The sequence below is a fragment of the Cellulomonas fimi genome, from assembly GCF_028583725.1.
GTDB lineage: Bacteria > Actinomycetota > Actinomycetes > Actinomycetales > Cellulomonadaceae > Cellulomonas > Cellulomonas fimi_B.
Genome location: NZ_CP110680.1, coordinates 3,140,736 through 3,159,010 on the forward strand (window position 1 = coordinate 3,140,736; position 18,275 = coordinate 3,159,010).

Sequence of the window (18,275 nt, forward strand, 5' to 3'; positions counted from 1 at the left end):
GGTTCGTCGTCTCTCGGGCCCGCTCAGGGCGTCGTGACGGACTCGGGTTCGCCTGCGGGGCCGAGCTTCCCGAGGCGGAGCCGCGCGAGGTCGTAGCCACCGGCCGCGGCGATGCCCGCGAGGCCGGCGGCCAGCAGCACGCGCAGGACGACGTCGTCCTCGACGACGAGCGCCGCACCGGCGAGGAGCGCGTAGCCCACGGCCAGGGCCACGCGTCCACGCGGCGACTTCTGCGCCTTCATGCCGGCGAGCACGAGCGCGAGGGCCGCGTAGGGGTACCAGGAGAGATCCATGGGCCTTCCCGTCGATGGACGGCATCGGTGCGTCGATGACGCGTGTCCCGACCGTGCCGGCGCGCCGAGCATGCCAGGTCGCCGCGTGCGCCGTGGGCCGTTCGGCCGTGCCGTCGCCGGGACGGGACGGGCGGCGGGGTGTCAGCCGACGGGGACGTCGACGGCGAACGTCCGGCGGTACGCCTGCGGGCTCGTGCCGAGAGTGCGGGCGAAGTGGTGCCGCAGGACGGCGGCGGTGCCGAAGCCGCACAGACGGGCGATCTCCTCGACGGTCGCGTCGGAGCGCTCGAGCATCTCCTGCGCGCGCACGAGCCGCTGGCGCGTGATCCACGCGGCGGGCGTCGTGCCGGTCTCGGACTTGAACCGCCGTGCGAAGGTGCGCTCGGAGACGAACGCGCGCGCGGCGAGGTCGGGGACGGTGAGCTCCTGGTCGAGGTTCTCGACCATCCACGCGAGCAGCGGGGCGAGCGTGTCGGCGTCGCACGGGAGCGGCGTGTCGACGTACTGCGCCTGACCGCCGTCGCGGTGGGGCGGCACGACCATGCGGCGGGCGACGGCCGAGGCCATCGCGGCACCGAGCTCGCGCCGGACCAGGTGGAGGGCCGCGTCGATGCCCGCGGCGGTGCCCGCGCTCGTGATGACGCGGTCGTCGTCGACGTAGAGCACGGCCGGGTCGATCACGGCGGCCGGGAAGCGGCGCGCGAGCTCGGTCGTGTACATCCAGTGCGTCGTGCAGCGGCGGCCGTCGAGCAGACCCGCCTCGCCGAGGGCGAAGGCACCGCTGCAGATGCTCATGACCCAGGCGCCGCGGGCGTGCGCCCGGCGCAGGGTGTCGAGGACGGCGTCGGGGACGCGCGTGGGCTCGCCGTAGGCGGTCATGACGACGAGGTCGACGTCCTCGGCGGCCTCGAGGCCGTGCTCGACGAGCAGCGAGAAGCCGGCCTTCGTCGTGACGGGTCCGGGCTCCGGGGCGCACACCGCGAAGTCGAAGCGGGGCCCGCCCGTGTCGGTGCGGTCGATCCCGAACACCTCGCACGTGACGCCGAGCTCGAAGGGCGCGGTGTTCGGCAGGACGATCGCGGCGACGGAGCGGAGCATGCCGTCAGTATCGCCGCACCAGTGGCAGAAACTCAACGGTCAGCGTCGGTTCTGCCACTCGTGGCGCTTGATCGATGGTCGCAGACTTTCTGCCATGACCACTTTCTGGATCCTCGTCGCACTCGCCGCCGCGGCCTGGTGGGTCGCCCGCCTCGTCACGACCCTCCGCGGCGACGGTCTCGGCACCACGCCGCCCCCGTCGTCCCACGCCGACTGGACCGACGCCACGTCGGACCTGCCCTCCGAGCCGTTCCGCGTCGCCGGCTGAGCGCGGGGCGCCACCCGCGTCCGCACCGCACCACGGTCGGGCGACAGGCCCACCGATGAGCCGCGTCCCGCGCCCCCGCCCTGCGACACTGGTCCGCAGGACGGTGCCGCGGGCACCGCACGACGGCGAAGGTGAGGGCAGGGTGGGCGAGCTGCGGCTGGCCGTGGTCGGCGACGAGCTGGCCGCCGGCGTCGGCGACCCGAAGGGACTCGGGTGGGTCGGACGCGTCGTCGCCCGCACCCCCACGCCGGACCCGCTGACCGCCCTCACGCTCGCCGTCCCCGGGGAGACGACGTCCGGGCTCGGCGCCCGGTGGGAGGACGAGGTGGGCCGTCGCCTCTCCGCCGACGCCGACAACCGCCTCGTGGTGGCTCTCGGCCGCGCCGACGTCGACGCGAACCTGTCGCTCGCGCGCAGCCGCCTCAACCTCGCCAACATCCTCGACGTCGCCGAGCAGCGCCGGATCCCCGCGTTCGTCGTCGGCCCTCCCCCCGGCTCGACCGCGGACTCCGAGAAGCTCGCCGACCTGTCGGCCGCGTTCGCCGACGTCGCGACGCGCCGACGCGTCCCCTACGTCGACACGTTCACGCCGCTGGCCGCGCACGACCAGTGGCTCGGCGACCTCGCCGCCGGCAACGGGCTCCTGCCGGGCCAGGCGGGCTACGGCCTCATCGCGTGGCTGGTCCTGCACACCGGCTGGCACGCCTGGCTGGGCCTGCCGGACGACGCCGCCTGACCTGCCCGCGCGCACGGACGCACGACGACGCCCGCACCCTCCCGTCGGGTGCGGGCGTCGTCCCGCCTCAGCGCAGGGTCTGGCGGACGGCGGCGAGCGCCGTGTCGAGCACGGTCCGCAGCGTGTCGACCGTGAGCTGCTCGACCTTGCCCTGCGCGTCGGCGCGGCGCAGGTCGGCGCGCAGCTCGTCGCGGAACCGGCCGAGCATCGCCTCGGCGTCGGTGCGCCGGACGTGCGAGGCGGCGTGCTCGTCGGTCGGGGCGGGCGGCTGGTGCTGGACGGCGGTGGCGCGCGCCTGCTGCGCGGCCGCGGCGAGGTCGGCACGGAGGCCGCGCATCTCGCCACGCACGTCGGCGCGGACGGACGCGGCGCGGTCACGCACGGTCTCGGCGATGCCCTCCTCCAGGTCGGCCAGGTCGGCCTCGCGGGCGGCGAGCTCGGCGCGGCCGGCGTCGGTGAGCGAGTACGTGCTCTTGCGCTCCTCGTCGACCCGGACGACGAGCCCCTCCTCCTCCAGCCGGGCGAGGCGCGGGTAGATCGTGCCGGCGCTCGGACGGTAGGTGCCGCCGAACCGGTCGGACAGCGCGGTGATGAGCTCGTAGCCGTGCTTGGGGCCGGACTCCAGCAGGGACAGCAGGTAGAGCCGCAGCTGCCCGTGCGCGAACACCGGTGCCATCATCGTGCGGCTCCGCGCAGCACCGTGATGTGGCCCGACACCGAGTTGGCCTGGACGAAGCACGCGCCGTCGCCCGTGCGCAGGTCGATCTTGCGCTGGCCCGGCATCGAGCCCTTGTACTCCTCGTCGTCGACGACCAGGCGGCCGGACACGGACTGCGCGCGCACCTGCACCCCCTTGCCGTAGGGCAGCCGCACGGTCACGTCGCCCGACACGGTCGACGCGGTGAGCGACGACGTCCCGGACGTGACGTCGAGCGTGAGCGCACCGGACACGGTGTTGGCCTGGACGAGGGTCAGCTCGCCCGACGCCGCGAGCTCGCCGGACACGGAGTTGAGCTTGAGGTCCCCCGCGTGGTCGCGGACGACGACCTCGCCGGAGACGGTGTTCGCCGACAGCCGCCCGCGGGTGCCGTCGACGACGAGCGACCCGGAGACCGTCGACACCGACGAGTCGGACACGGTGCCGGCGAGCAGCCCCTCGGCGCTCACGGTGCCGACCTTCGCGTAGACCTCGCGCGGGACGGCGATGTGCACGTCGGCACGGTCCTTGTCGCGGAAGTTGCGGACCTTCTCGAGCCAGCCCTCCCACCCGGTGAGGGTGAACGAGTAGCCGACACGGAGCTCGCCGTCGACGAGCGTGATCTCCAGCGGGCGGCCCTCGACGTCGTGCACCTCGATGCGCGCGCCGGGCTCGTCGCGGGCGACGACGTCGACGCGACCGCCGACGAGCTGGACGCGCAGGGCGGCGACCTGCTCGACCTCGATGATCTGGGGGTGGGCGACGACCCACGTCTCGGTGGCCATGCTCTGCTCCTCTTCGCGATATATCTCGTCTCGCAGAACACGTTATATCGCGTCTGTCGCGACGTGCAAGCCCCGGGGACGACGAAGGCGCGCGCCCGCCGGTCGGCCGGGCGCGCGCCTTCGTCGGGGCACGCAGGTGGTGGAGGGCTCAGGACACGAGGCCCGCCTGCCGCAGCTCCACCGTGAGGTCGTGCGGGTTCGTCGAGGTCGCCATGGCCTCCTCGTACGTGATGACGTCGTCCCGGACCAGCTGGAACAGGTGCTGGTCGAACGTCTGCATCTTGTAGAAGTCGCCCTCCTTGATGAGGTCGATCAGCGGCGGGCCGCTCATCGGGTCGAGGATCACCTCGGCCGTGCGGCCGGTGTTGACCATGACCTCGACGGCCGCGCGCCGGCCCGTGCCGTCCGCACGCCTGACCAGACGCTGCGACACGATGCCGCGCAGCGCCTGCGCGAGCGCGACGCGCACCTGCTTCTGCTCGTGCGGCGGGAAGAAGTCGACGACGCGGTTGATGGACTCCGCCGCGTCGATCGTGTGCAGCGTCGAGAGCACCAGGTGGCCCGTCTCCGCGGCGGACAGCGCCGCGCGGACCGTCTCGACGTCACGCATCTCGCCGACGAGGATCACGTCCGGGTCCTGCCGCATCGCGGCACGCAGCGCGACCGTGAAGTCGGCCGTGTCCTGGCGGACCTCGCGCTGCGAGACGATCGCCTTCTTGTCGTGGTGCAGGATCTCGATCGGGTCCTCGATCGTGACGATGTTGACCTCGCGGTACGTGTTGATGAGGTCGACCATCGACGCGAGCGTCGTCGTCTTGCCCGACCCCGTCGGGCCGGTCACGAGCACCAGACCGCGCGGCTCGAGCGCGAGCTCCCCCACGACCTCCGGCAGCCCCAGCGTGCCGAGCGACTCCGCGCCCACGGCGACCCGCCGGAACACCAGCCCGTACGTGCCGCGCGCCTGGTAGGCGTTCACGCGGAACCGCCCCACGCCCGAGAGCGAGTACGCGAAGTCCGCCTCGTGCGTCGTGCGGAACTTCTCGACGAGGTCGTCGGGCAGGACCTCCTCGAGCATCCGCTCGGTGTCCGCCGGGCGCAGGTCCGGCACCTGGAGCTTGCGCAGCCGCCCGTCGACGCGCACGCGCGGGGCCGACCCCACCTTGCAGTGCAGGTCGGAGCCGCCCGTGCTGGCGAGGGCGTGCAGGAACGGGATGACGGACTGCGTGCTCTGGGTCACGCAGCCCTTATCGGCCGGATTGCCCACCGACTTGAGCGGGCGTCAGGGGTCCTCGTCCGATGTGGGACGATGGAGGGCAACCAGCACAGACGTCGAGGAGACGATCCATGAGCAAGCGCGGCCGCAAGCGTCGTTCCCGAGCGGGCAACGGCGCCAACCACGGCAAGCGTCCCAACGCCTGAGCACAGGCCGGGACACTCCCGCACGCACGAAGGCCCGGACCCCCACGCGGGGACCGGGCCTTCGGCACGTCAGGGCTGCGACGAGCGCAGCTGCACCGTCAGCTGCTCGTGGATGCGCACCCGCAGCGTGTCGGGTGCCACCTCCTGGCAGCCGCGCCGCACGAGGTGCTTCACGACGACGTCGACGTCGTACTCCTCCAGGCAGCCCTGGCACTCGGCCAGGTGCGCCCGGACCGTCTGCGCGTCGACGTCCGCGAGCTCGGCGTCCAGGTACTCCCAGAGCCGGTCCAGCGCGTCCTCGCAGTTGTTGCCGCACCCGCCGGTCATCTGCTTGACCGACTCGTCCATCTCGCTCATCGAGCACCCTCCGGCGCACTCGGTGCCGCCGCCACCAGGCCGCGCTCGCGCGCGTAGTCCGTGAGCAGCTCCCGCAGCTGCGCACGCCCCCGGTGGAGCCGGGACATCACCGTCCCGATCGGCGTCCCCATGATCTCCGCGATCTCCTTGTACGCGAACCCCTCGACGTCGGCGAGGTACACCGCGATCCGGAACTCCTCCGGGATGCGCTGCAGCGCGTCCTTCACGTCGGAGTCCGGGAGGTGGTCCAGCGCCTCCGCCTCGGCGGAACGCAGGCCGCTCGACGTGTGCGACTCCGCGCGCGCGAGCTGCCAGTCCTCGATCTCCTCCGACCGCGACTGCTGCGGCTCGCGCTGCTTCTTGCGGTAGGAGTTGATGTACGTGTTCGTCAGGATCCGGTAGAGCCACGCCTTGAGGTTCGTGCCCGGCCGGTACTGGTGGAACGCCGCGAACGCCTTGGTGAAGGTCTCCTGCACCAGGTCCTCGGCGTCCGCCGGGTTGCGCGTCATGCGCAGGGCGGCGCCGTACAGCTGGTCCAGGTAGACCAGCGCCTCGGCCTCGAACCGCTCGGTCCGGGCGCCCTCGTCCTCGGCGTCGGGTGCGCGGTGGGTGTCCTCGCTCATCGCCCACGAGCCTAGCCCCGCGGACGGGGTGGCACCGGCGGGGGCGGTGTCCGTGGACGGGACACCCGCCCAGCCGATGAGGACGCCGGGCACGACGGGGGCGGGCGCACGGGTGGGCGCCTGGACGGTCGGGCTCATGCGGTCCACAACGACACGTACGCGCGACGCATTCCCGCCGTCGCGGCACGTCGCCCTCGCGCGCACTAGCGTGGCTCGCATGACGACACCGTCGACCGGTTCGGAGTTCCTCCGGCTGCTGCGCGAGCAGATCGGGCACGAGTTCGACGCGCACCAGCAGTACGTCGCGATCGCGGTGTGGTGCGACGGCCAGGACCTGCCGCAGCTCGCGCGGCACTACTACCGGCAGGCGCTCGAGGAGCGCAACCACGCGATGATGCTGGTCCAGTACCTGCTCGACCGGGACCTCGACGTCGAGATCCCGGCCGGCAGCGCGGTCCGCAACCACTTCTCCACCGTCGTCGAGCCGATCGCCCTCGCGCTGACGCAGGAGCAGCAGGTCACCGAGCAGATCGAGGCGATCTTCCGGGCGGCCCGCACCGAGGGCGACGCGCTCGGCGAGCAGTTCCTCCTGTGGTTCCTCAAGGAGCAGGTCGAGGAGGTCGCCTCCGCCCGCACCCTGCTGACCGTCGCGACGCGTGCGGGCGACAACCTGTTCGACCTCGAGAACTTCGTCGCCCGCGAGACCATCGGCGACGGCGGCGAGTCACCCGACGCCCCGGCCGCCGCCGGCGGCGCGCTGTAAGGAGGAGCCCCCGTGCTGCTGCGCCGTATCGCCCGTCCCCTGTTCGCCACGTGGTTCGTCGTCGAGGGGCTCGACGTCGTCCGCCACCCCGCCGTGCACGCGAGCCACGCCCGCGCCGCGCTCGACACCGTCGACGCGCGCGTCCCCGCGGCCGTGCGCGGCGCCGGCGCGACCCGCGGGGTCCTCGGCCTCGAGCTCACCGAGCGCCAGCTGCGGTCCGCGGTCCAGGCGCACGGCGCCGCGCTCGCGATCGCCGGCGGGCTGCTCGCGATCGGGAAGGCGCCACGGATCGCCGCGCTCGCGCTCGCCGCGCTCACCGCGCCGCTCGTCGTCGTCAACCTCCCCGACAAGGGGCTCGACCGGGACCCCGTGGTCAAGGCCGAGCGCCGCACGCGCCTTGTCCGCGCCGTGTCGGCGCTCGGTGGTGCGCTGCTCGCCGCGGCGGACTACGAGGGCCGTCCGGGCCTGTCGTGGCGCGTCCAGCACCACCGCGCTCAGCACGCGTCCGCGGACTGAACGGTCCGTGCGCGAGGCGACCCGGGTCGGGCTACCGCTCGGCGGCCGTCCGCGGTACCCGGACCCGGGTCGGCGCACGTCGCGGGGTGCCCGGCGGGTGGGCGACGCGGCGGGCGGGCAGGTCGGGCTCGGTAGCCTGGCGCCATGACCGCCCTCGACGCGCACCCGCACCCGACCGCCGCGCTCTGGGCCGCCCCGCAGGCGGCCGGGCCGCTCGACGCGCTCGTCGAGGTGCCGGGGTCGAAGTCGCTGAGCAACCGTTACCTGGTGCTCGCGGCGCTCGCCGACGGCCCCAGCCGCCTGCGCGCCGTCCTGTCGTCGCGCGACACGCGGCTCATGGGCACCGCGCTCGAGACGCTGGGGGTCGGGGTCGAGACGGGCGCCGACTGGGTCGTCACGCCGCAGCCGCTGCGGGGCCACGTGACGATCGACTGCGGGCTCGCCGGGACGGTCATGCGGTTCCTGCCCGCGGTCGCGGCGCTCGCGGACGGCCCGGTGCACTTCAAGGGCGACCCCGAGGCGCTCGTGCGGCCCATGGGGCCGGTCATCCAGGCGCTGCGCGCGCTCGGCGTGCGCGTCGACGAGGACGGCGAGCCGGGTCACCTGCCGATCACGGTCCACGGGCACGGCGCGGTGCGGGGCGGCCAGGTGGACGTCGACGCGTCGGGGTCCAGCCAGTTCGTGTCGGGTCTGCTCCTCGCGGGCGCACGGTTCGACCAGGGGCTGACGGTCCGACACACGGGCCGCACGCTGCCGAGCCTCCCCCACATCGAGATGACCGTCGACGTGCTGCGCGCGGCGGGTGTCGAGGTCGACGACTCGCGCCCCGACATCTGGCGCGTCGAGCCGGGTCCCGTCGTCGGCCGCGACGTGCGGGTCGAGCCTGACCTCTCGAACGCCGGTGCGTTCCTCGTCGCCGCGCTCGCCGTGGGCGGGACCGTGCGCGTGCCCGGTTGGCCCGCGACCACCACGCAGCCCGGCGGGTTGCTCCCCGGCATCCTCGAGCAGATGGGGGCGACCACGCGCCTCGACGGCGACGTGCTGTCCGTGACGGGCACCGGGACGGTCCGCGGCGTCGACCTCGACCTCAAGCCCGCGGGTGAGCTGGCGCCCACCATCGCGGCGCTCGCGGTCTTCGGCGACTCCCCCACCCGGCTGCGCGGCATCGCGCACCTGCGCGGGCACGAGACCGACCGGCTCGCGGCGCTCGCGAACGAGATCACCCGGCTCGGCGGGCAGGCCGAGCAGACCGCCGACGGCCTCGTCATCACGCCGCGACCGCTCACGGGCGGCGTCTGGCGGACGTACGCGGACCACCGCATGGCGACCGCGGGCGCGCTCGTCGGGCTGCGTGTCCCTGGGGTGCAGGTCGAGGACGTCGCGACGACCGGCAAGACGCTGCCGGACTTCGTCGGGATGTGGCAGCGCATGCTCCAGGGCGCCGACGCGGGGACCCGGGCGTCCTGATGCCGACGCGCCGCTACGACGAACGGGACGTGCGCATCCGTCCCGGACGCGGGACGCGGCCGCGCACCAAGATCCGGCCCGAGCACGCGGACGCCGAGACCGCGCTGGTCACGGGCGTCGACCGCGGCCGCTACGCGGTGCTCGTCGACCCGGACGGTCCCGGCGAGCGGCGGGCCACCGCGATGAAGGCGCGCGAGCTCGGGCGCGAGCGGGTCGTGCCGGGCGACCGGGTCGACGTCGTGGGCGACACGTCGGGCGACGAGGGCTCGCTCGCCCGCATCGTGCGGATCACCGAGCGCCGGACGGTCCTGCGCCGCACGGCCGACGACACCGACCCCGTCGAGCGCGTGATCGTCGCGAACGCCGACCAGCTCGTCATCGTCACGGCGCTCGCCGATCCCGAGCCGCGCACGCGCATGATCGACCGGTGCGTCGCCGCCGCGTACGACGCGGGCATGGACGTGCTCCTCGCGCTCACGAAGGCCGACCTCGCGGACCCGTCGGAGCTGGTCGCGATGTACGCGCCGATCGGCGTGCGCGTCGTGGTCACGCGCACCGAGGGGCCGCGCGACGAGCGCGTGATCCACGGCTTCGGCGACCTGCGCTCGGCGTTGGACGGCCGCACGTCGGTCCTCGTGGGCCACTCCGGGGTCGGCAAGTCGACGCTCGTGAACGCGCTCGTCCCCGACGCGGCGCGCGCGACGGGCGCGGTCAATGACGTGACCGGCCGCGGGCGGCACACGTCGACGTCCGCCGTCGCGCTGCGGGTGCCCGGGACGGACGAGCCGACGTGGGTCATCGACACCCCCGGCGTGCGGTCGTTCGGGCTCGCGCACGTGGACCCGGCGCACCTCCTGCACGCGTTCGCGGACCTGTCCGAGGTGGCCGAGGAGTGCCCGCGCGGCTGCACGCACGCGGCCGACGCGCCCGACTGCGCGCTCGACGACTGGGTCGCGGACGCGCCGGACGACGAGACCCGCGACGCCCGGGCGGCGCGCGTCGAGTCGTTCCGCCGCCTCCTGGCGAGCCGGCTGGGCTCCGCGGAGAACGACCCGCGCGAGTCGCGCGAGACCGCACGCCCCTGACCTGGGGGGCGGCGCTACGGTGTCCGCCATGAGCCTGCGCCCCGGGTACGACGACGACCTGCGCCTCGCCCACGTGATGGCCGACCAGGTCGACTCCCTCACGATGTCGCGGTTCAAGGCCCAGGACCTGCGCGTCGAGACCAAGCCGGACCTGACGCCGGTCTCCGATGCCGACCGCGCGGCCGAGGAGCTCATCCGCGGTCAGCTCGCGCGCGCCCGGTCGCGGGACGCCGTGCAGGGCGAGGAGATGCCCGACACCGGGCACGGTCCGCGGCGCTGGGTGGTCGACCCGATCGACGGGACCAAGAACTTCGTGCGCGGCGTGCCCGTGTGGGCGACGCTCATCGCGCTCCTCGACGGCGACGAGGTGGTCGTCGGGCTCGTCAGCGCCCCGGCGCTGGGCCGCCGCTGGTGGGCCGCGCAGGGCTCGGGCGCGTGGACGGGCCGGTCGCTCGCGTCGGCGTCGCGCATGCACGTCTCCGGCGTCGACCGCCTGGAGGACGCGTCCCTCTCCTACTCGAGCCTCAGCGGCTGGGAGGAGGAGGGGCAGCTCGACGGATTCCTCGCCCTCACCCGGCGGGTGTGGCGCACGCGCGCGTACGGGGACTTCTGGAGCCACGTGCTCGTCGCCGAGGGGGCGGTCGACCTGTCGACGGAGCCCGAGCTCAAGCTGCACGACATGGCGGCGCTCGTCCCGATCGTCACGGAGGCGGGCGGGCGGTTCACGTCGGTGCGTGGAGTGCCGGGGCCGTTCGGCGGGTCCGCGCTCGTGAGCAACGGGCTCCTGCACGACCAGGCGCTGGAGCTGCTCGACCCACTGCCCTGAGTCGCCGTCACGCGCTCGTGACGCCGCGGCGCGCCCGGCGCGCCGGACAGCGCAGACCGGACATCTCGGACTCCGTTACCGTGCCTCCGCCGCACCTGCGGTGGACGACGACGGACGGGAGGCCACATGAGGATCGGGCATCGACGGGCGGCGGCGGTAGCGGTGCTGGTGCTACCGCTCGCGGCGTGTGCACCCGGGAACGCGGCACCGTCCGGGGGTGGACCGGTCGTCGAGGCATCCGTACCCGGGACGCAGGCCGAGCCGAGCGCGGACCCGACCGCCCACCTCGAAGCGCTCCTCCCGGAGGTGCACGACCTCCCGACCGGCGGCTGGCGGCTCGAGCCGTCGACCGACGACACGGATGACGAGGTCTCGAGCGACCAGCAGAGCCTCGGCCCGTGCTTCCTCGAGCTGCAGGACGTCCTGCCCGAGCTGGAGGTGTCCCCGACCGCCGGCCGCCAGTTCACGCGCGAGGCGACGGACTCCCTGCTCGTCGTCGGCGTGATCGACACGGACGACCCGCCGGGCGTCCTCGCCCGGGTCGAGTCCGCGATGGCACCGTGCTCCGGACCTCAGACCGGGACGAGCAGCGGGCAGCAGACGACGGTCGAGTCGGAGCCGGCGGACCTCCCGGGCCTGCCCGACGACACGCTGTGCCGTCACTACGCGATGTCGGTGGGCTACCGGTCGATGTCCGGCCACCTCTGCTTCGGCGCGGTGGACGACCTGCTCGTGACGCAGATGACGATCTCGACCTACGCGTTCCAGGAGGTCCCCGGTGACGAGGTGGTCGGTCTGCTGACGACCGCCCTCGAGAAGGCGCGGGGCTAGCGCCCGTCGAGGTACGAGCCACCGCGCCGGGCAGGTGAGGTCCGGCGACACGTCGTACCGTCGGTCCCGGGGAGCGACTGCGGCCCGGCCCGTGGCCGGGCCGCGGAGCAGGAGGTGCCGGGTGGACGAGCGGGCACGGCGGGCGGCGTCGTTCGAGCACGGCGTCGCCGCCTACCAGACGGCGCGGCCGGGCTACCCCGACGACGTGGTCCGCTGGTGCGTGCCGCACGACGCGTGCGACGTGCTCGACCTGGCCGCCGGCACGGGCAAGCTCACCGCGCGGCTCGTCGCGTTCGGGTACGACGTCGTCGCCGTCGAGCCGTCGGACGCGATGCGCGCCGAGCTCGAGAGGACCGTGCCCGACGCGGACGCCCGCCCCGGCACCGCCGAGGCCACCGGCCTGCCCGACGCGTGCGTCGATGCCGTGACGGTCGCGCAGGCGTGGCACTGGTTCGACGAGCGCGCCGCCGCGGCCGAGGTCGAGCGCGTCCTGCGTCCGGGCGGCCGGGTCGCGGTCGTGTGGAACGTGCGCGACGCGCGCACCGACTGGGTCGCCCGCTGGACGGAGATCGTGCACACCGGCGACCCGCTCGACACGAGTGCGCGCGAGCCCGACCTCGGGCCCGCGTTCACGCCGCCCGAGCACCGCGAGACGTCCTGGTCGTCGCGCATGCGCACCGCCGACCTGCGGGTGCTCGCCGCGAGCCGCAGCCACCTCCTGACGCTGCCCGCCGACGAGCGGGACGTGCTGCTCGACCGTGTCGATGACCTCGTCGCGCACCACCCCGACCTGCGCGGCCGCGAGGAGGTCGACGTGCCGTACGTGACGCGCGCCTGGCGCGCGACCCTGCGCTGACGCCGCACCGGCGGGTCGGCGTCGGGACGGTGTTGTGTCCGAGCGACCCCCGCCGGGTCGCCGGTGGGGGTCGCTCGGGCGTCGGGCTCAGGTGCCGGCTCTGATGCTGTCGACGACCTCGGTCAGGCCGTCGCGCGCGAGGACCAGCATCGCGTGCCGGTCGGCGGCGACCTCGGTCTGCCGGGCGACGGCGAGGGCCGCGTCGACGAGGTGCAGCAGCGCGTACTGCTCGACGGCGGCCGGTGTCGGCGGACCCGGCTCCGCCTCCATGTACGCCAGGGCCCGGCCGGCGAGCGCGGCGGCGTCGGCGAGGTGGTCGTGGAACGTCATGGGCGCCTCCCTCCCCGTCAGCCGGGCACGTCGGCGACGCGAGCCGCGGTCACCGGTGCCCGCTGCGGCGTCGGCTCGGCCGTGCGGCCCGTCGCGACGGCGACGACGAAGAGCGCGAGCAGGAACACCGCGAGGACCAGTGCGGCCCAGCCGATGACCGGGGCCATCACGGCCGTCAGGGTGAGAGCGGTCAGCAGGGTGAACATGAGGGCTCCCTTCGGGGCTCGGTGCGGTCAGGCGCTCAGGGCGGGCACACGGGCGTCGACGGCTGCGACGGTCGCGCCGGACGAGCACGGGGCGGGCTGCGGCACGGTGGCCTCCCTCCGCATGCTGCGGGCGGGGGTCAGGTCGACACGCCGTCGAGGATCGCTTGGCGCCTTCTTTACCTGGTCTTTATTATGCCATACCCCGCACGCGGGTCCCGGCTCGGACGACCCTGCCGGCGGTGGGACGTCAGAGGCCGAGCAGCGCGGGCAGGTCCGCCAGGGAGCGGATGGTGCGGACGTCGGCCGCGGTGATCTGCTCGTCCGAGATCGGGTGCCGCCGACCGCCGGGCCGGTCCAGCCACACGCCCACGAGCCCGGCCTCCCGAGCAGCGGCCGCGTCGACGTCGAGCTCGTCGCCCACGTAGGCCGTGCGGGCCGGGTCGGTGCCGAGCAGCCGGCACGCCTCCACGAACACGCGCGGGTCCGGCTTGCCGAAGCCGAGGGTGTCGACGCCGACGAGCATCGGCACCCGGTCGACGAGACCCACGCGCTCGAGCTTGGACGTCTGGTAGGCGACCGACGCGTTCGAGAGCGCACCGACGGCGACGCCCGCGGCGAGCAGCGCGTCCACGACCGCCTCGGCGTCGGCGTGCGCGGACCAGGCGCTGCTGAACCCGTCCTGGAAGACCGCGTCCCAGCGCGCGAAGCCGTCCTCGTCGAGCGTCCGGCCGCCGAACCGCGCGTGCAGCTCGTTGGCACGCGCCATGCGCTGCTCCTCGTAGCCGGCCGCGCCGCGCGTGTAGCGCGCGTAGTGCCCGTTGACGTCCGCGCGCCACATCGTGAGGAGCTCGTGGTGGCGCTCGGGGGGCACGTCGGGCAGGTAGTGGCGCGCGATCGCGGCGAGCGCCGACCCGAACGCGCCGCGCGTGTCGACCAGCGTGTCGTCGATGTCGAACAGCACGCCGTCGACGAGGGCGCCGCCCACCGCGGGCGTCACAGCGTCGCGCGCAGCCGGTCGATCCGCGCGAGGGTCGCGTCGCGTCCCAGGATCTCCATGGACTCGAACAGCGGCGGCGACACGCGACGGCCCGACAGCGCGACGCGCAGCGGCGTGAACGCGAACCGCGGCTTGATGCCGAGTCCGCCCTCGTCGACGAGCGCGGCCTGGAGGACCTCCTGCGTCGCGGCCGTCGTGAAGCCGTCGGCGGGCAGCGCCTCGAGCGCGGCGCGGGACGCGTCGAGCACGGTCGCGGCGTCGTCACGCAGGGCGCCGCGCGCGTCCTCGGCGACCTCGAGCGCGTCGTCGGCGACGAACAGGAACCCGAGCATCCCGACGGCCTCGCCGAGCAGCGTGACGCGCGTCTGGATGAGCGGCGCACCCGCGTCGAGCAGCGCGCGGTGCTCGGCCGACAGGTCGGCGTACGAGTCGGCGGGGACGAGCCCGCCCGCGTGCAGGTACGGCACGAGCCGGTCGCGGAAGTCGTCGGGCGCGAGCAGGCGCACGTGCTCGGCGTTGATCGCCTCGGCCTTCTTCAGGTCGAAGCGCGCGGGGTTCGGGTTGACGTCGGCGACGTCGAACGCGTGCGCGAGCTCGTCGAGCGTGAACACGTCCCGGTCGGGCGCGATGCCCCAGCCGAGCAGCGCGAGGTAGTTGAGCAGGCCCTCGGGCGTGAAGCCGCGCTCACGGTGCAGGAAGAGGTTCGACTCGGGGTCACGCTTCGACAGCTTCCGGTTGCCCTCGCCCATGACGTACGGGAGGTGGCCGAACTGCGGCACGACGGACGCGACACCGAGCTCGACGAGCGCGCGGTACAGCACGACCTGGCGCGGCGTCGACGACAGCAGGTCCTCGCCGCGCAGCACGTGCGTGATGCCCATGAACGCGTCGTCGACCGGGTTGACGAGCGTGTACAGCGGGTGGCCGTTGGCGCGCACGATGACGTAGTCCGGCACCGAGCCGGCCTTGAACGTGATCTCGCCGCGCACGAGGTCCGTGAAGGTGACGTCCTCGTCGGGCATCCGCACGCGCAGCACGGGCGAGCGGCCCTCGGCCCGGTACGCCGCCTTCTGCTCGTCGGTCAGGTCGCGGTCGAACCCGTCGTACCCGAGCTTCGGGTCGCGGCCGGCCGCGCGGTGCCGGGCCTCGATCTCCTCCGGCGTCGAGAACGACTCGTACGCGTACCCGCCCTCGACGAGCCGGCGCACGACGTCGTCGTACAGGTCGTACCGCTGCGACTGCCGGTAGGGCGCGTGCGGGCCGCCGACCTCGACGCCCTCGTCCCAGTCCAGCCCGAGCCAGCGCAGCGCGTCGAGCAGCTGCTGGTAGCTCTCCTCCGAGTCCCGCTCCGCGTCCGTGTCCTCGATCCGGAACACGAACGTCCCGCCCGTCTTCCGGGCGTACGCCCAGTTGAACAGCGCGGTACGGATGAGACCGACGTGCGGGGTGCCGGTCGGCGACGGGCAGAAGCGGACGCGCACGGCGGAGCCGGCAGAGGCGGGGGTGGTCACGGGTACAGGGTAGTTGCGGCGGCGGAGGGCTTGCGTGCGCGCGTGGTGCGTGCTGCTCTTCGAGGAGACGGTGTGCGTCGACTTCCCGGGGGGCGGAGATGCGTCAGCACGAGAACAGCACCCAGGCGGACATGGACCGCGCGCGCTCGGTCGCCCGGAGGGCGCCGTCGGCGGTCGACGCCCCCCTGCTGAGCCTGCAGCGCTCGGCCGGCAACCGCGCCGTCGCGGGTGCGGTCGCGGTGCAGCGGGCGAACCTGCTCGACCTGCCCGACGACGTCCTGCGGATCATCGCCGAGCAGACGTCGCGCGGGCCCGGTGGCGCCGGCGCACTCGCTCGGGCGAACCGGCGTACCTACCGCGCCGTCGGCGGGCGAGGTCCGGCCGCGAGCGTCTACCCGCTCCCGCCCACCCCCGACGGAAGGCAGCCCCCCGGCGTCGGGGAGCGCCGTCACCAGCGGATCATGGCGCTGCTCCGCGAGCGCGTGCCCCGGCTCAAGCGCATGGTCGACGACCCCGTGGGTGTCCCCTCCCCGGAGGCCCTCGGGCGGTGGCGGGCGCTGCACCGCCAGCTGCAGCTCGTCGTCGGGCTCCGGCTGAGGGCCGACCTCCGGCCCGAGGAAGCCCTGGAGGTGAAAGGCTTCCGCGACGACGTCGCGCGCATCGGCCAGGCTCTGCTCGCTCTCGAGAAGCTGTCGTCGACCATGCAGGAGCTCACCACGCCCAGGAACGAGTGGAAGCGCCGGGCGTTCGGGGGCCCGGACTCCGACTCCGACTCCGACGACCTCGGCGGCTTCCTGAAGCGACCACGTCCGGGCGGCGCGGTGTAGCGCCGTCGGCACCGCTGCTCCGACAGGACCCCGCACGGGCGCGGGCATCGGTGGGTGCGCCTAGCTGCGGCGCAGGACCGGGTTGCGCAGGACGCCGATGGACTCGACCTCGACCTCGACGACGTCGCGGTCGACGATCGGGCTCACGCCCGCGGGCGTGCCGGTGAGGATGACGTCGCCGGGCAGCAGCGTGAACACCTCGGAGACGTACGACACCAGGTACGCGGTGTCGAACACCATCTGCGACGTGCGGCCGTCCTGCTTGGTCGCGCCGTTGACGCGCGCGGTGACCGCGAGGTCCTCGACGTCGAGGCCGGGGACGATCCACGGGCCGATGGGGCACGAGCCGTCGAAGCCCTTGGCGCGGGTCCACTGCAGGTCGCTGCGCTGGATGTCGCGCGCCGTCACGTCGTTGGCGACGGTGAAGCCGAAGACGTGGTCGAGCGCGCGCTCGGGGCTGACGTCCTTGGTGACCTTGCCGATGACGACCGCGAGCTCGGCCTCGTGCTCGACGAGCTCCGTCCAGTCGGGCAGGACGATCGGGTCGTCGGGGCCGATCACGGACGTGTTCGGCTTGAGGAACAGCAGCGGCGACGTCGGGACCTCGTTGCCGTGCTCGGCGGCGTGGTCGGCGTAGTTGCGGCCGACGCCGACGATCTTTGACCGCGGGATGACGGGCGCGAGCAGGCGGACGCCGTCGTCGTCGAGGCGGCGCCGCTCCCCCGTCGGCTGGATCGGCGTGTAGATCGGGTCGCCGGTGAGGACGACGAGCTCCTCCGCGCCGGGCTCGCCCTCGACGACGGCGTAGCGCGGGTCCTGACCTGTGGTGAAGCGGGCGATGCGCACGTGACCAGCCTACGGGTCAGGCGCGCGCGACGACCTCGCCGTGCAGGACGGCGAACCAGCCGTCCGGCTCGGCGCCCCACTCGTGCCAGGCGTCGGCGAGCAGCTCGAGCCCGACCTCGTCGGCGAGATGGTGGTCGATGGCCTGCGCGGCGAAGTTCGACTTGGTGCAGCGGTCGGCCCACAGGTCGGCCCACCAGGTGCGGTCCTCGGGCGTGGCGTAGCACCAGACGCCCGCGGACGGCGCGATGCCGGCGGGGTCGAAGCCGGCGGCGCGCACCCACGACAGCAGGCGGCGGCCCGCGTCGGCCTCGGCGCGGTTGGCCTCGGTGACCTCCTGGTAGAGCGCCTGCCACTCGTCGAGGCCGGGCGACGGCGGGTACCACGTCATGCCGGAGTAGTCGGCGTCGCGGACGGCGACGATGCCGCCGGGCTTGGCGACACGACGCATCTCGCGCAGCGCGGCGACCGGGTCGGACAGGTGCTGGAGGACCTGGTGGGCGTGCACGACGTCGAACGACCCGTCCGGGAACGGCAGCTCGTAGGCGTCGGCCACGTCGAACGTGACGTCGATCCCGGCGTCGGCGGCGGCGGTGCGCGCGACGTCGACGACCTTGGCGGAGACGTCGACGCCGACGACCCGGCCGGGCGCGACGCGCGCCGCGAGGTCGATCGTCACGGAGCCCGGCCCGCAGCCGACGTCGAGCAGGCTCTGCCCCGACGTCAGGTGGGGCAGCAGGTAGGCCGCGGAGTTCTGGGCGGTGCGCCAGCGGTGCGACCGGAGCACCGACTCGTGGTGCCCGTGGGTGTAGACGTCGGCGTGGACGGGGGTGTTCACACGAGACTCTAATCATCTGTGCGGAGGGGGTTTCAAGGCACGGGACGAATCGTTCCAACCGTTGAGACCGCGGGGGTCCGAGGCACGGGCGCGCCGCGCGGAC

At 74.1% G+C, this 18,275-nt stretch carries 24 protein-coding genes; 11 read left to right on the top strand and 13 right to left on the bottom strand.

Annotated elements, in window-relative coordinates:
- Nucleotides 1-23 precede the first annotated feature (23 nt).
- Together OOT42_RS14140 and OOT42_RS14145 are read right to left on the bottom strand one after the other, a co-directional pair.
- Nucleotides 24-293, bottom strand: a complete 270-nt coding sequence (locus tag OOT42_RS14140; protein WP_273651827.1) for a hypothetical protein — start codon at nt 291-293, stop codon at nt 24-26.
- A 141-nt stretch (nt 294-434) separates the two neighbouring features.
- A complete protein-coding gene (locus OOT42_RS14145) occupies nt 435-1,391 on the bottom strand; it encodes a GlxA family transcriptional regulator (RefSeq protein ID WP_273651828.1) in 957 nt (318 codons plus the stop codon).
- 94 nt (nt 1,392-1,485) lie between these two features.
- Here OOT42_RS14145 and OOT42_RS14150 point away from each other — a divergent pair, with 94 nt between their 5' ends.
- Both OOT42_RS14150 and OOT42_RS14155 read left to right on the top strand, forming a co-directional pair.
- The gene (locus OOT42_RS14150; RefSeq protein ID WP_273651829.1) at nt 1,486-1,659 is read left to right on the top strand and encodes a hypothetical protein; all 174 of its coding nucleotides are present in this window, start codon (nt 1,486-1,488) and stop codon (nt 1,657-1,659) included.
- 142 nt (nt 1,660-1,801) lie between these two features.
- Complete coding sequence (locus tag OOT42_RS14155; RefSeq protein WP_273651830.1) at nt 1,802-2,395, top strand: GDSL-type esterase/lipase family protein; 594 nt, start codon at nt 1,802-1,804, stop codon at nt 2,393-2,395.
- A 67-nt stretch (nt 2,396-2,462) separates the two neighbouring features.
- Here the strand turns inward: OOT42_RS14155 and OOT42_RS14160 are convergent, their stop codons facing one another.
- From OOT42_RS14160 to OOT42_RS14170, 3 genes are all read right to left on the bottom strand, one after another.
- The gene (locus OOT42_RS14160) at nt 2,463-3,071 is read right to left on the bottom strand and encodes a PadR family transcriptional regulator (protein ID WP_273654848.1); all 609 of its coding nucleotides are present in this window, start codon (nt 3,069-3,071) and stop codon (nt 2,463-2,465) included.
- Entirely contained in the window at nt 3,071-3,877 is an 807-nt protein-coding gene (locus OOT42_RS14165) for a DUF4097 family beta strand repeat-containing protein (RefSeq protein ID WP_273651831.1), read from the bottom strand. Before OOT42_RS14165 ends, OOT42_RS14160 begins: the two co-directional genes overlap by 1 nt.
- A 148-nt stretch (nt 3,878-4,025) precedes the next feature.
- Nucleotides 4,026-5,114, bottom strand: a complete 1,089-nt coding sequence (locus OOT42_RS14170; RefSeq protein WP_273651832.1) for a type IV pilus twitching motility protein PilT — start codon at nt 5,112-5,114, stop codon at nt 4,026-4,028.
- Nucleotides 5,115-5,221: 107 nt separating this feature from the next.
- On the opposite strand from OOT42_RS14170, the gene OOT42_RS20320 reads away from it, so the two are divergent.
- Entirely contained in the window at nt 5,222-5,296 is a 75-nt protein-coding gene (locus OOT42_RS20320) for a 50S ribosomal protein bL37 (RefSeq protein ID WP_370521008.1), read from the top strand.
- A gap of 69 nt (nt 5,297-5,365) precedes the next feature.
- Here OOT42_RS20320 and rsrA read toward each other — a convergent pair whose 3' ends face one another.
- Together rsrA and OOT42_RS14180 are read right to left on the bottom strand one after the other, a co-directional pair.
- A complete protein-coding gene (gene rsrA, locus OOT42_RS14175; protein WP_273651833.1) occupies nt 5,366-5,653 on the bottom strand; it encodes a mycothiol system anti-sigma-R factor in 288 nt (95 codons plus the stop codon).
- Nucleotides 5,650-6,414 carry a sigma-70 family RNA polymerase sigma factor gene (locus tag OOT42_RS14180; protein ID WP_273651834.1) on the bottom strand — a complete coding sequence of 255 codons (765 nt, stop codon included), beginning with the start codon at nt 6,412-6,414 and terminating at the stop codon, nt 5,650-5,652. The genes rsrA and OOT42_RS14180 overlap by 4 nt, the downstream gene beginning before the upstream one ends.
- A 79-nt stretch (nt 6,415-6,493) precedes the next feature.
- On the opposite strand from OOT42_RS14180, the gene OOT42_RS14185 reads away from it, so the two are divergent.
- The 7 genes from OOT42_RS14185 to OOT42_RS14215 all read left to right on the top strand — a co-directional run bounded on the left by OOT42_RS14185 (nt 6,494) and on the right by OOT42_RS14215 (nt 12,620).
- Nucleotides 6,494-7,039, top strand: coding sequence for a ferritin (locus tag OOT42_RS14185; protein WP_273651835.1), 546 nt, complete (start codon nt 6,494-6,496; stop codon nt 7,037-7,039).
- 12 nt (nt 7,040-7,051) lie between these two features.
- Nucleotides 7,052-7,555: a DoxX family protein gene (locus OOT42_RS14190; protein WP_273651836.1), complete on the top strand. Its 504-nt coding sequence runs from the start codon at nt 7,052-7,054 to the stop codon at nt 7,553-7,555.
- A gap of 144 nt (nt 7,556-7,699) precedes the next feature.
- On the top strand, nt 7,700-9,022 hold the full coding sequence (gene aroA, locus OOT42_RS14195; protein WP_273651837.1) for a 3-phosphoshikimate 1-carboxyvinyltransferase: 1,323 nt from the start codon (nt 7,700-7,702) through the stop codon (nt 9,020-9,022).
- Nucleotides 9,022-10,107, top strand: a complete 1,086-nt coding sequence (rsgA, locus tag OOT42_RS14200; RefSeq protein ID WP_273651838.1) for a ribosome small subunit-dependent GTPase A — start codon at nt 9,022-9,024, stop codon at nt 10,105-10,107. The genes aroA and rsgA overlap by 1 nt, the downstream gene beginning before the upstream one ends.
- Before the next feature lie 28 nt (nt 10,108-10,135).
- Nucleotides 10,136-10,933 carry an inositol monophosphatase family protein gene (locus OOT42_RS14205; RefSeq protein WP_273651839.1) on the top strand — a complete coding sequence of 266 codons (798 nt, stop codon included), beginning with the start codon at nt 10,136-10,138 and terminating at the stop codon, nt 10,931-10,933.
- A 306-nt stretch (nt 10,934-11,239) separates the two neighbouring features.
- Nucleotides 11,240-11,764: a hypothetical protein gene (locus tag OOT42_RS14210; RefSeq protein ID WP_273651840.1), complete on the top strand. Its 525-nt coding sequence runs from the start codon at nt 11,240-11,242 to the stop codon at nt 11,762-11,764.
- A gap of 121 nt (nt 11,765-11,885) precedes the next feature.
- Nucleotides 11,886-12,620, top strand: a complete 735-nt coding sequence (locus OOT42_RS14215; RefSeq protein WP_273651841.1) for a class I SAM-dependent methyltransferase — start codon at nt 11,886-11,888, stop codon at nt 12,618-12,620.
- Nucleotides 12,621-12,707: 87 nt separating this feature from the next.
- Here the strand turns inward: OOT42_RS14215 and OOT42_RS14220 are convergent, their stop codons facing one another.
- The 4 genes from OOT42_RS14220 to gltX all read right to left on the bottom strand — a co-directional run bounded on the left by OOT42_RS14220 (nt 12,708) and on the right by gltX (nt 15,664).
- Complete coding sequence (locus OOT42_RS14220; protein WP_273651842.1) at nt 12,708-12,950, bottom strand: hypothetical protein; 243 nt, start codon at nt 12,948-12,950, stop codon at nt 12,708-12,710.
- A 17-nt stretch (nt 12,951-12,967) separates the two neighbouring features.
- Nucleotides 12,968-13,156, bottom strand: coding sequence for a hypothetical protein (locus OOT42_RS14225; RefSeq protein WP_273651843.1), 189 nt, complete (start codon nt 13,154-13,156; stop codon nt 12,968-12,970).
- Between the two features lie 247 nt (nt 13,157-13,403).
- Nucleotides 13,404-14,141 (bottom strand): HAD family hydrolase, encoded by a 738-nt coding sequence (locus OOT42_RS14230; protein ID WP_273651844.1) that lies wholly within the window; start codon nt 14,139-14,141, stop codon nt 13,404-13,406.
- 8 nt (nt 14,142-14,149) lie between these two features.
- Nucleotides 14,150-15,664: a glutamate--tRNA ligase gene (gltX, locus tag OOT42_RS14235; RefSeq protein WP_273651845.1), complete on the bottom strand. Its 1,515-nt coding sequence runs from the start codon at nt 15,662-15,664 to the stop codon at nt 14,150-14,152.
- Nucleotides 15,665-15,762: 98 nt separating this feature from the next.
- Between gltX and OOT42_RS14240 the strand changes: the two genes are divergently transcribed.
- Nucleotides 15,763-16,491, top strand: a complete 729-nt coding sequence (locus OOT42_RS14240; protein WP_273651846.1) for a hypothetical protein — start codon at nt 15,763-15,765, stop codon at nt 16,489-16,491.
- Nucleotides 16,492-16,551: 60 nt separating this feature from the next.
- Here the strand turns inward: OOT42_RS14240 and OOT42_RS14245 are convergent, their stop codons facing one another.
- Nucleotides 16,552-17,337, bottom strand: a complete 786-nt coding sequence (locus OOT42_RS14245) for a fumarylacetoacetate hydrolase family protein (protein ID WP_273651847.1) — start codon at nt 17,335-17,337, stop codon at nt 16,552-16,554.
- Nucleotides 17,338-17,353: 16 nt separating this feature from the next.
- Complete coding sequence (locus tag OOT42_RS14250) at nt 17,354-18,172, bottom strand: methyltransferase domain-containing protein (protein WP_273651848.1); 819 nt, start codon at nt 18,170-18,172, stop codon at nt 17,354-17,356.
- Nucleotides 18,173-18,275 lie beyond the last annotated feature (103 nt).

What these genes read in the sequence shown, in the direction of transcription:
- OOT42_RS14160 (WP_273654848.1), bottom strand. Translation starts at nt 3,071, where the DNA reads ATGGCACCGGTGTTCGCGCACGGGCAGCTGCGGCTCTACCTGCTGTCC.
- OOT42_RS14240 (WP_273651846.1), top strand. Translation starts at nt 15,763, where the DNA reads ATGCGTCAGCACGAGAACAGCACCCAGGCGGACATGGACCGCGCGCGC.
- OOT42_RS14185 (WP_273651835.1), top strand. Translation starts at nt 6,494, where the DNA reads ATGACGACACCGTCGACCGGTTCGGAGTTCCTCCGGCTGCTGCGCGAG.
- OOT42_RS14145 (WP_273651828.1), bottom strand. Translation starts at nt 1,391, where the DNA reads ATGCTCCGCTCCGTCGCCGCGATCGTCCTGCCGAACACCGCGCCCTTC.
- rsrA (WP_273651833.1), bottom strand. Translation starts at nt 5,653, where the DNA reads ATGAGCGAGATGGACGAGTCGGTCAAGCAGATGACCGGCGGGTGCGGC.
- OOT42_RS14180 (WP_273651834.1), bottom strand. Translation starts at nt 6,414, where the DNA reads ATGAGCCCGACCGTCCAGGCGCCCACCCGTGCGCCCGCCCCCGTCGTG.
- OOT42_RS14220 (WP_273651842.1), bottom strand. Translation starts at nt 12,950, where the DNA reads ATGACGTTCCACGACCACCTCGCCGACGCCGCCGCGCTCGCCGGCCGG.
- OOT42_RS14225 (WP_273651843.1), bottom strand. Translation starts at nt 13,156, where the DNA reads ATGTTCACCCTGCTGACCGCTCTCACCCTGACGGCCGTGATGGCCCCG.
- OOT42_RS14140 (WP_273651827.1), bottom strand. Translation starts at nt 293, where the DNA reads ATGGATCTCTCCTGGTACCCCTACGCGGCCCTCGCGCTCGTGCTCGCC.
- rsgA (WP_273651838.1), top strand. Translation starts at nt 9,022, where the DNA reads ATGCCGACGCGCCGCTACGACGAACGGGACGTGCGCATCCGTCCCGGA.
- OOT42_RS14205 (WP_273651839.1), top strand. Translation starts at nt 10,136, where the DNA reads ATGAGCCTGCGCCCCGGGTACGACGACGACCTGCGCCTCGCCCACGTG.
- aroA (WP_273651837.1), top strand. Translation starts at nt 7,700, where the DNA reads ATGACCGCCCTCGACGCGCACCCGCACCCGACCGCCGCGCTCTGGGCC.
- OOT42_RS14165 (WP_273651831.1), bottom strand. Translation starts at nt 3,877, where the DNA reads ATGGCCACCGAGACGTGGGTCGTCGCCCACCCCCAGATCATCGAGGTC.
- OOT42_RS14150 (WP_273651829.1), top strand. Translation starts at nt 1,486, where the DNA reads ATGACCACTTTCTGGATCCTCGTCGCACTCGCCGCCGCGGCCTGGTGG.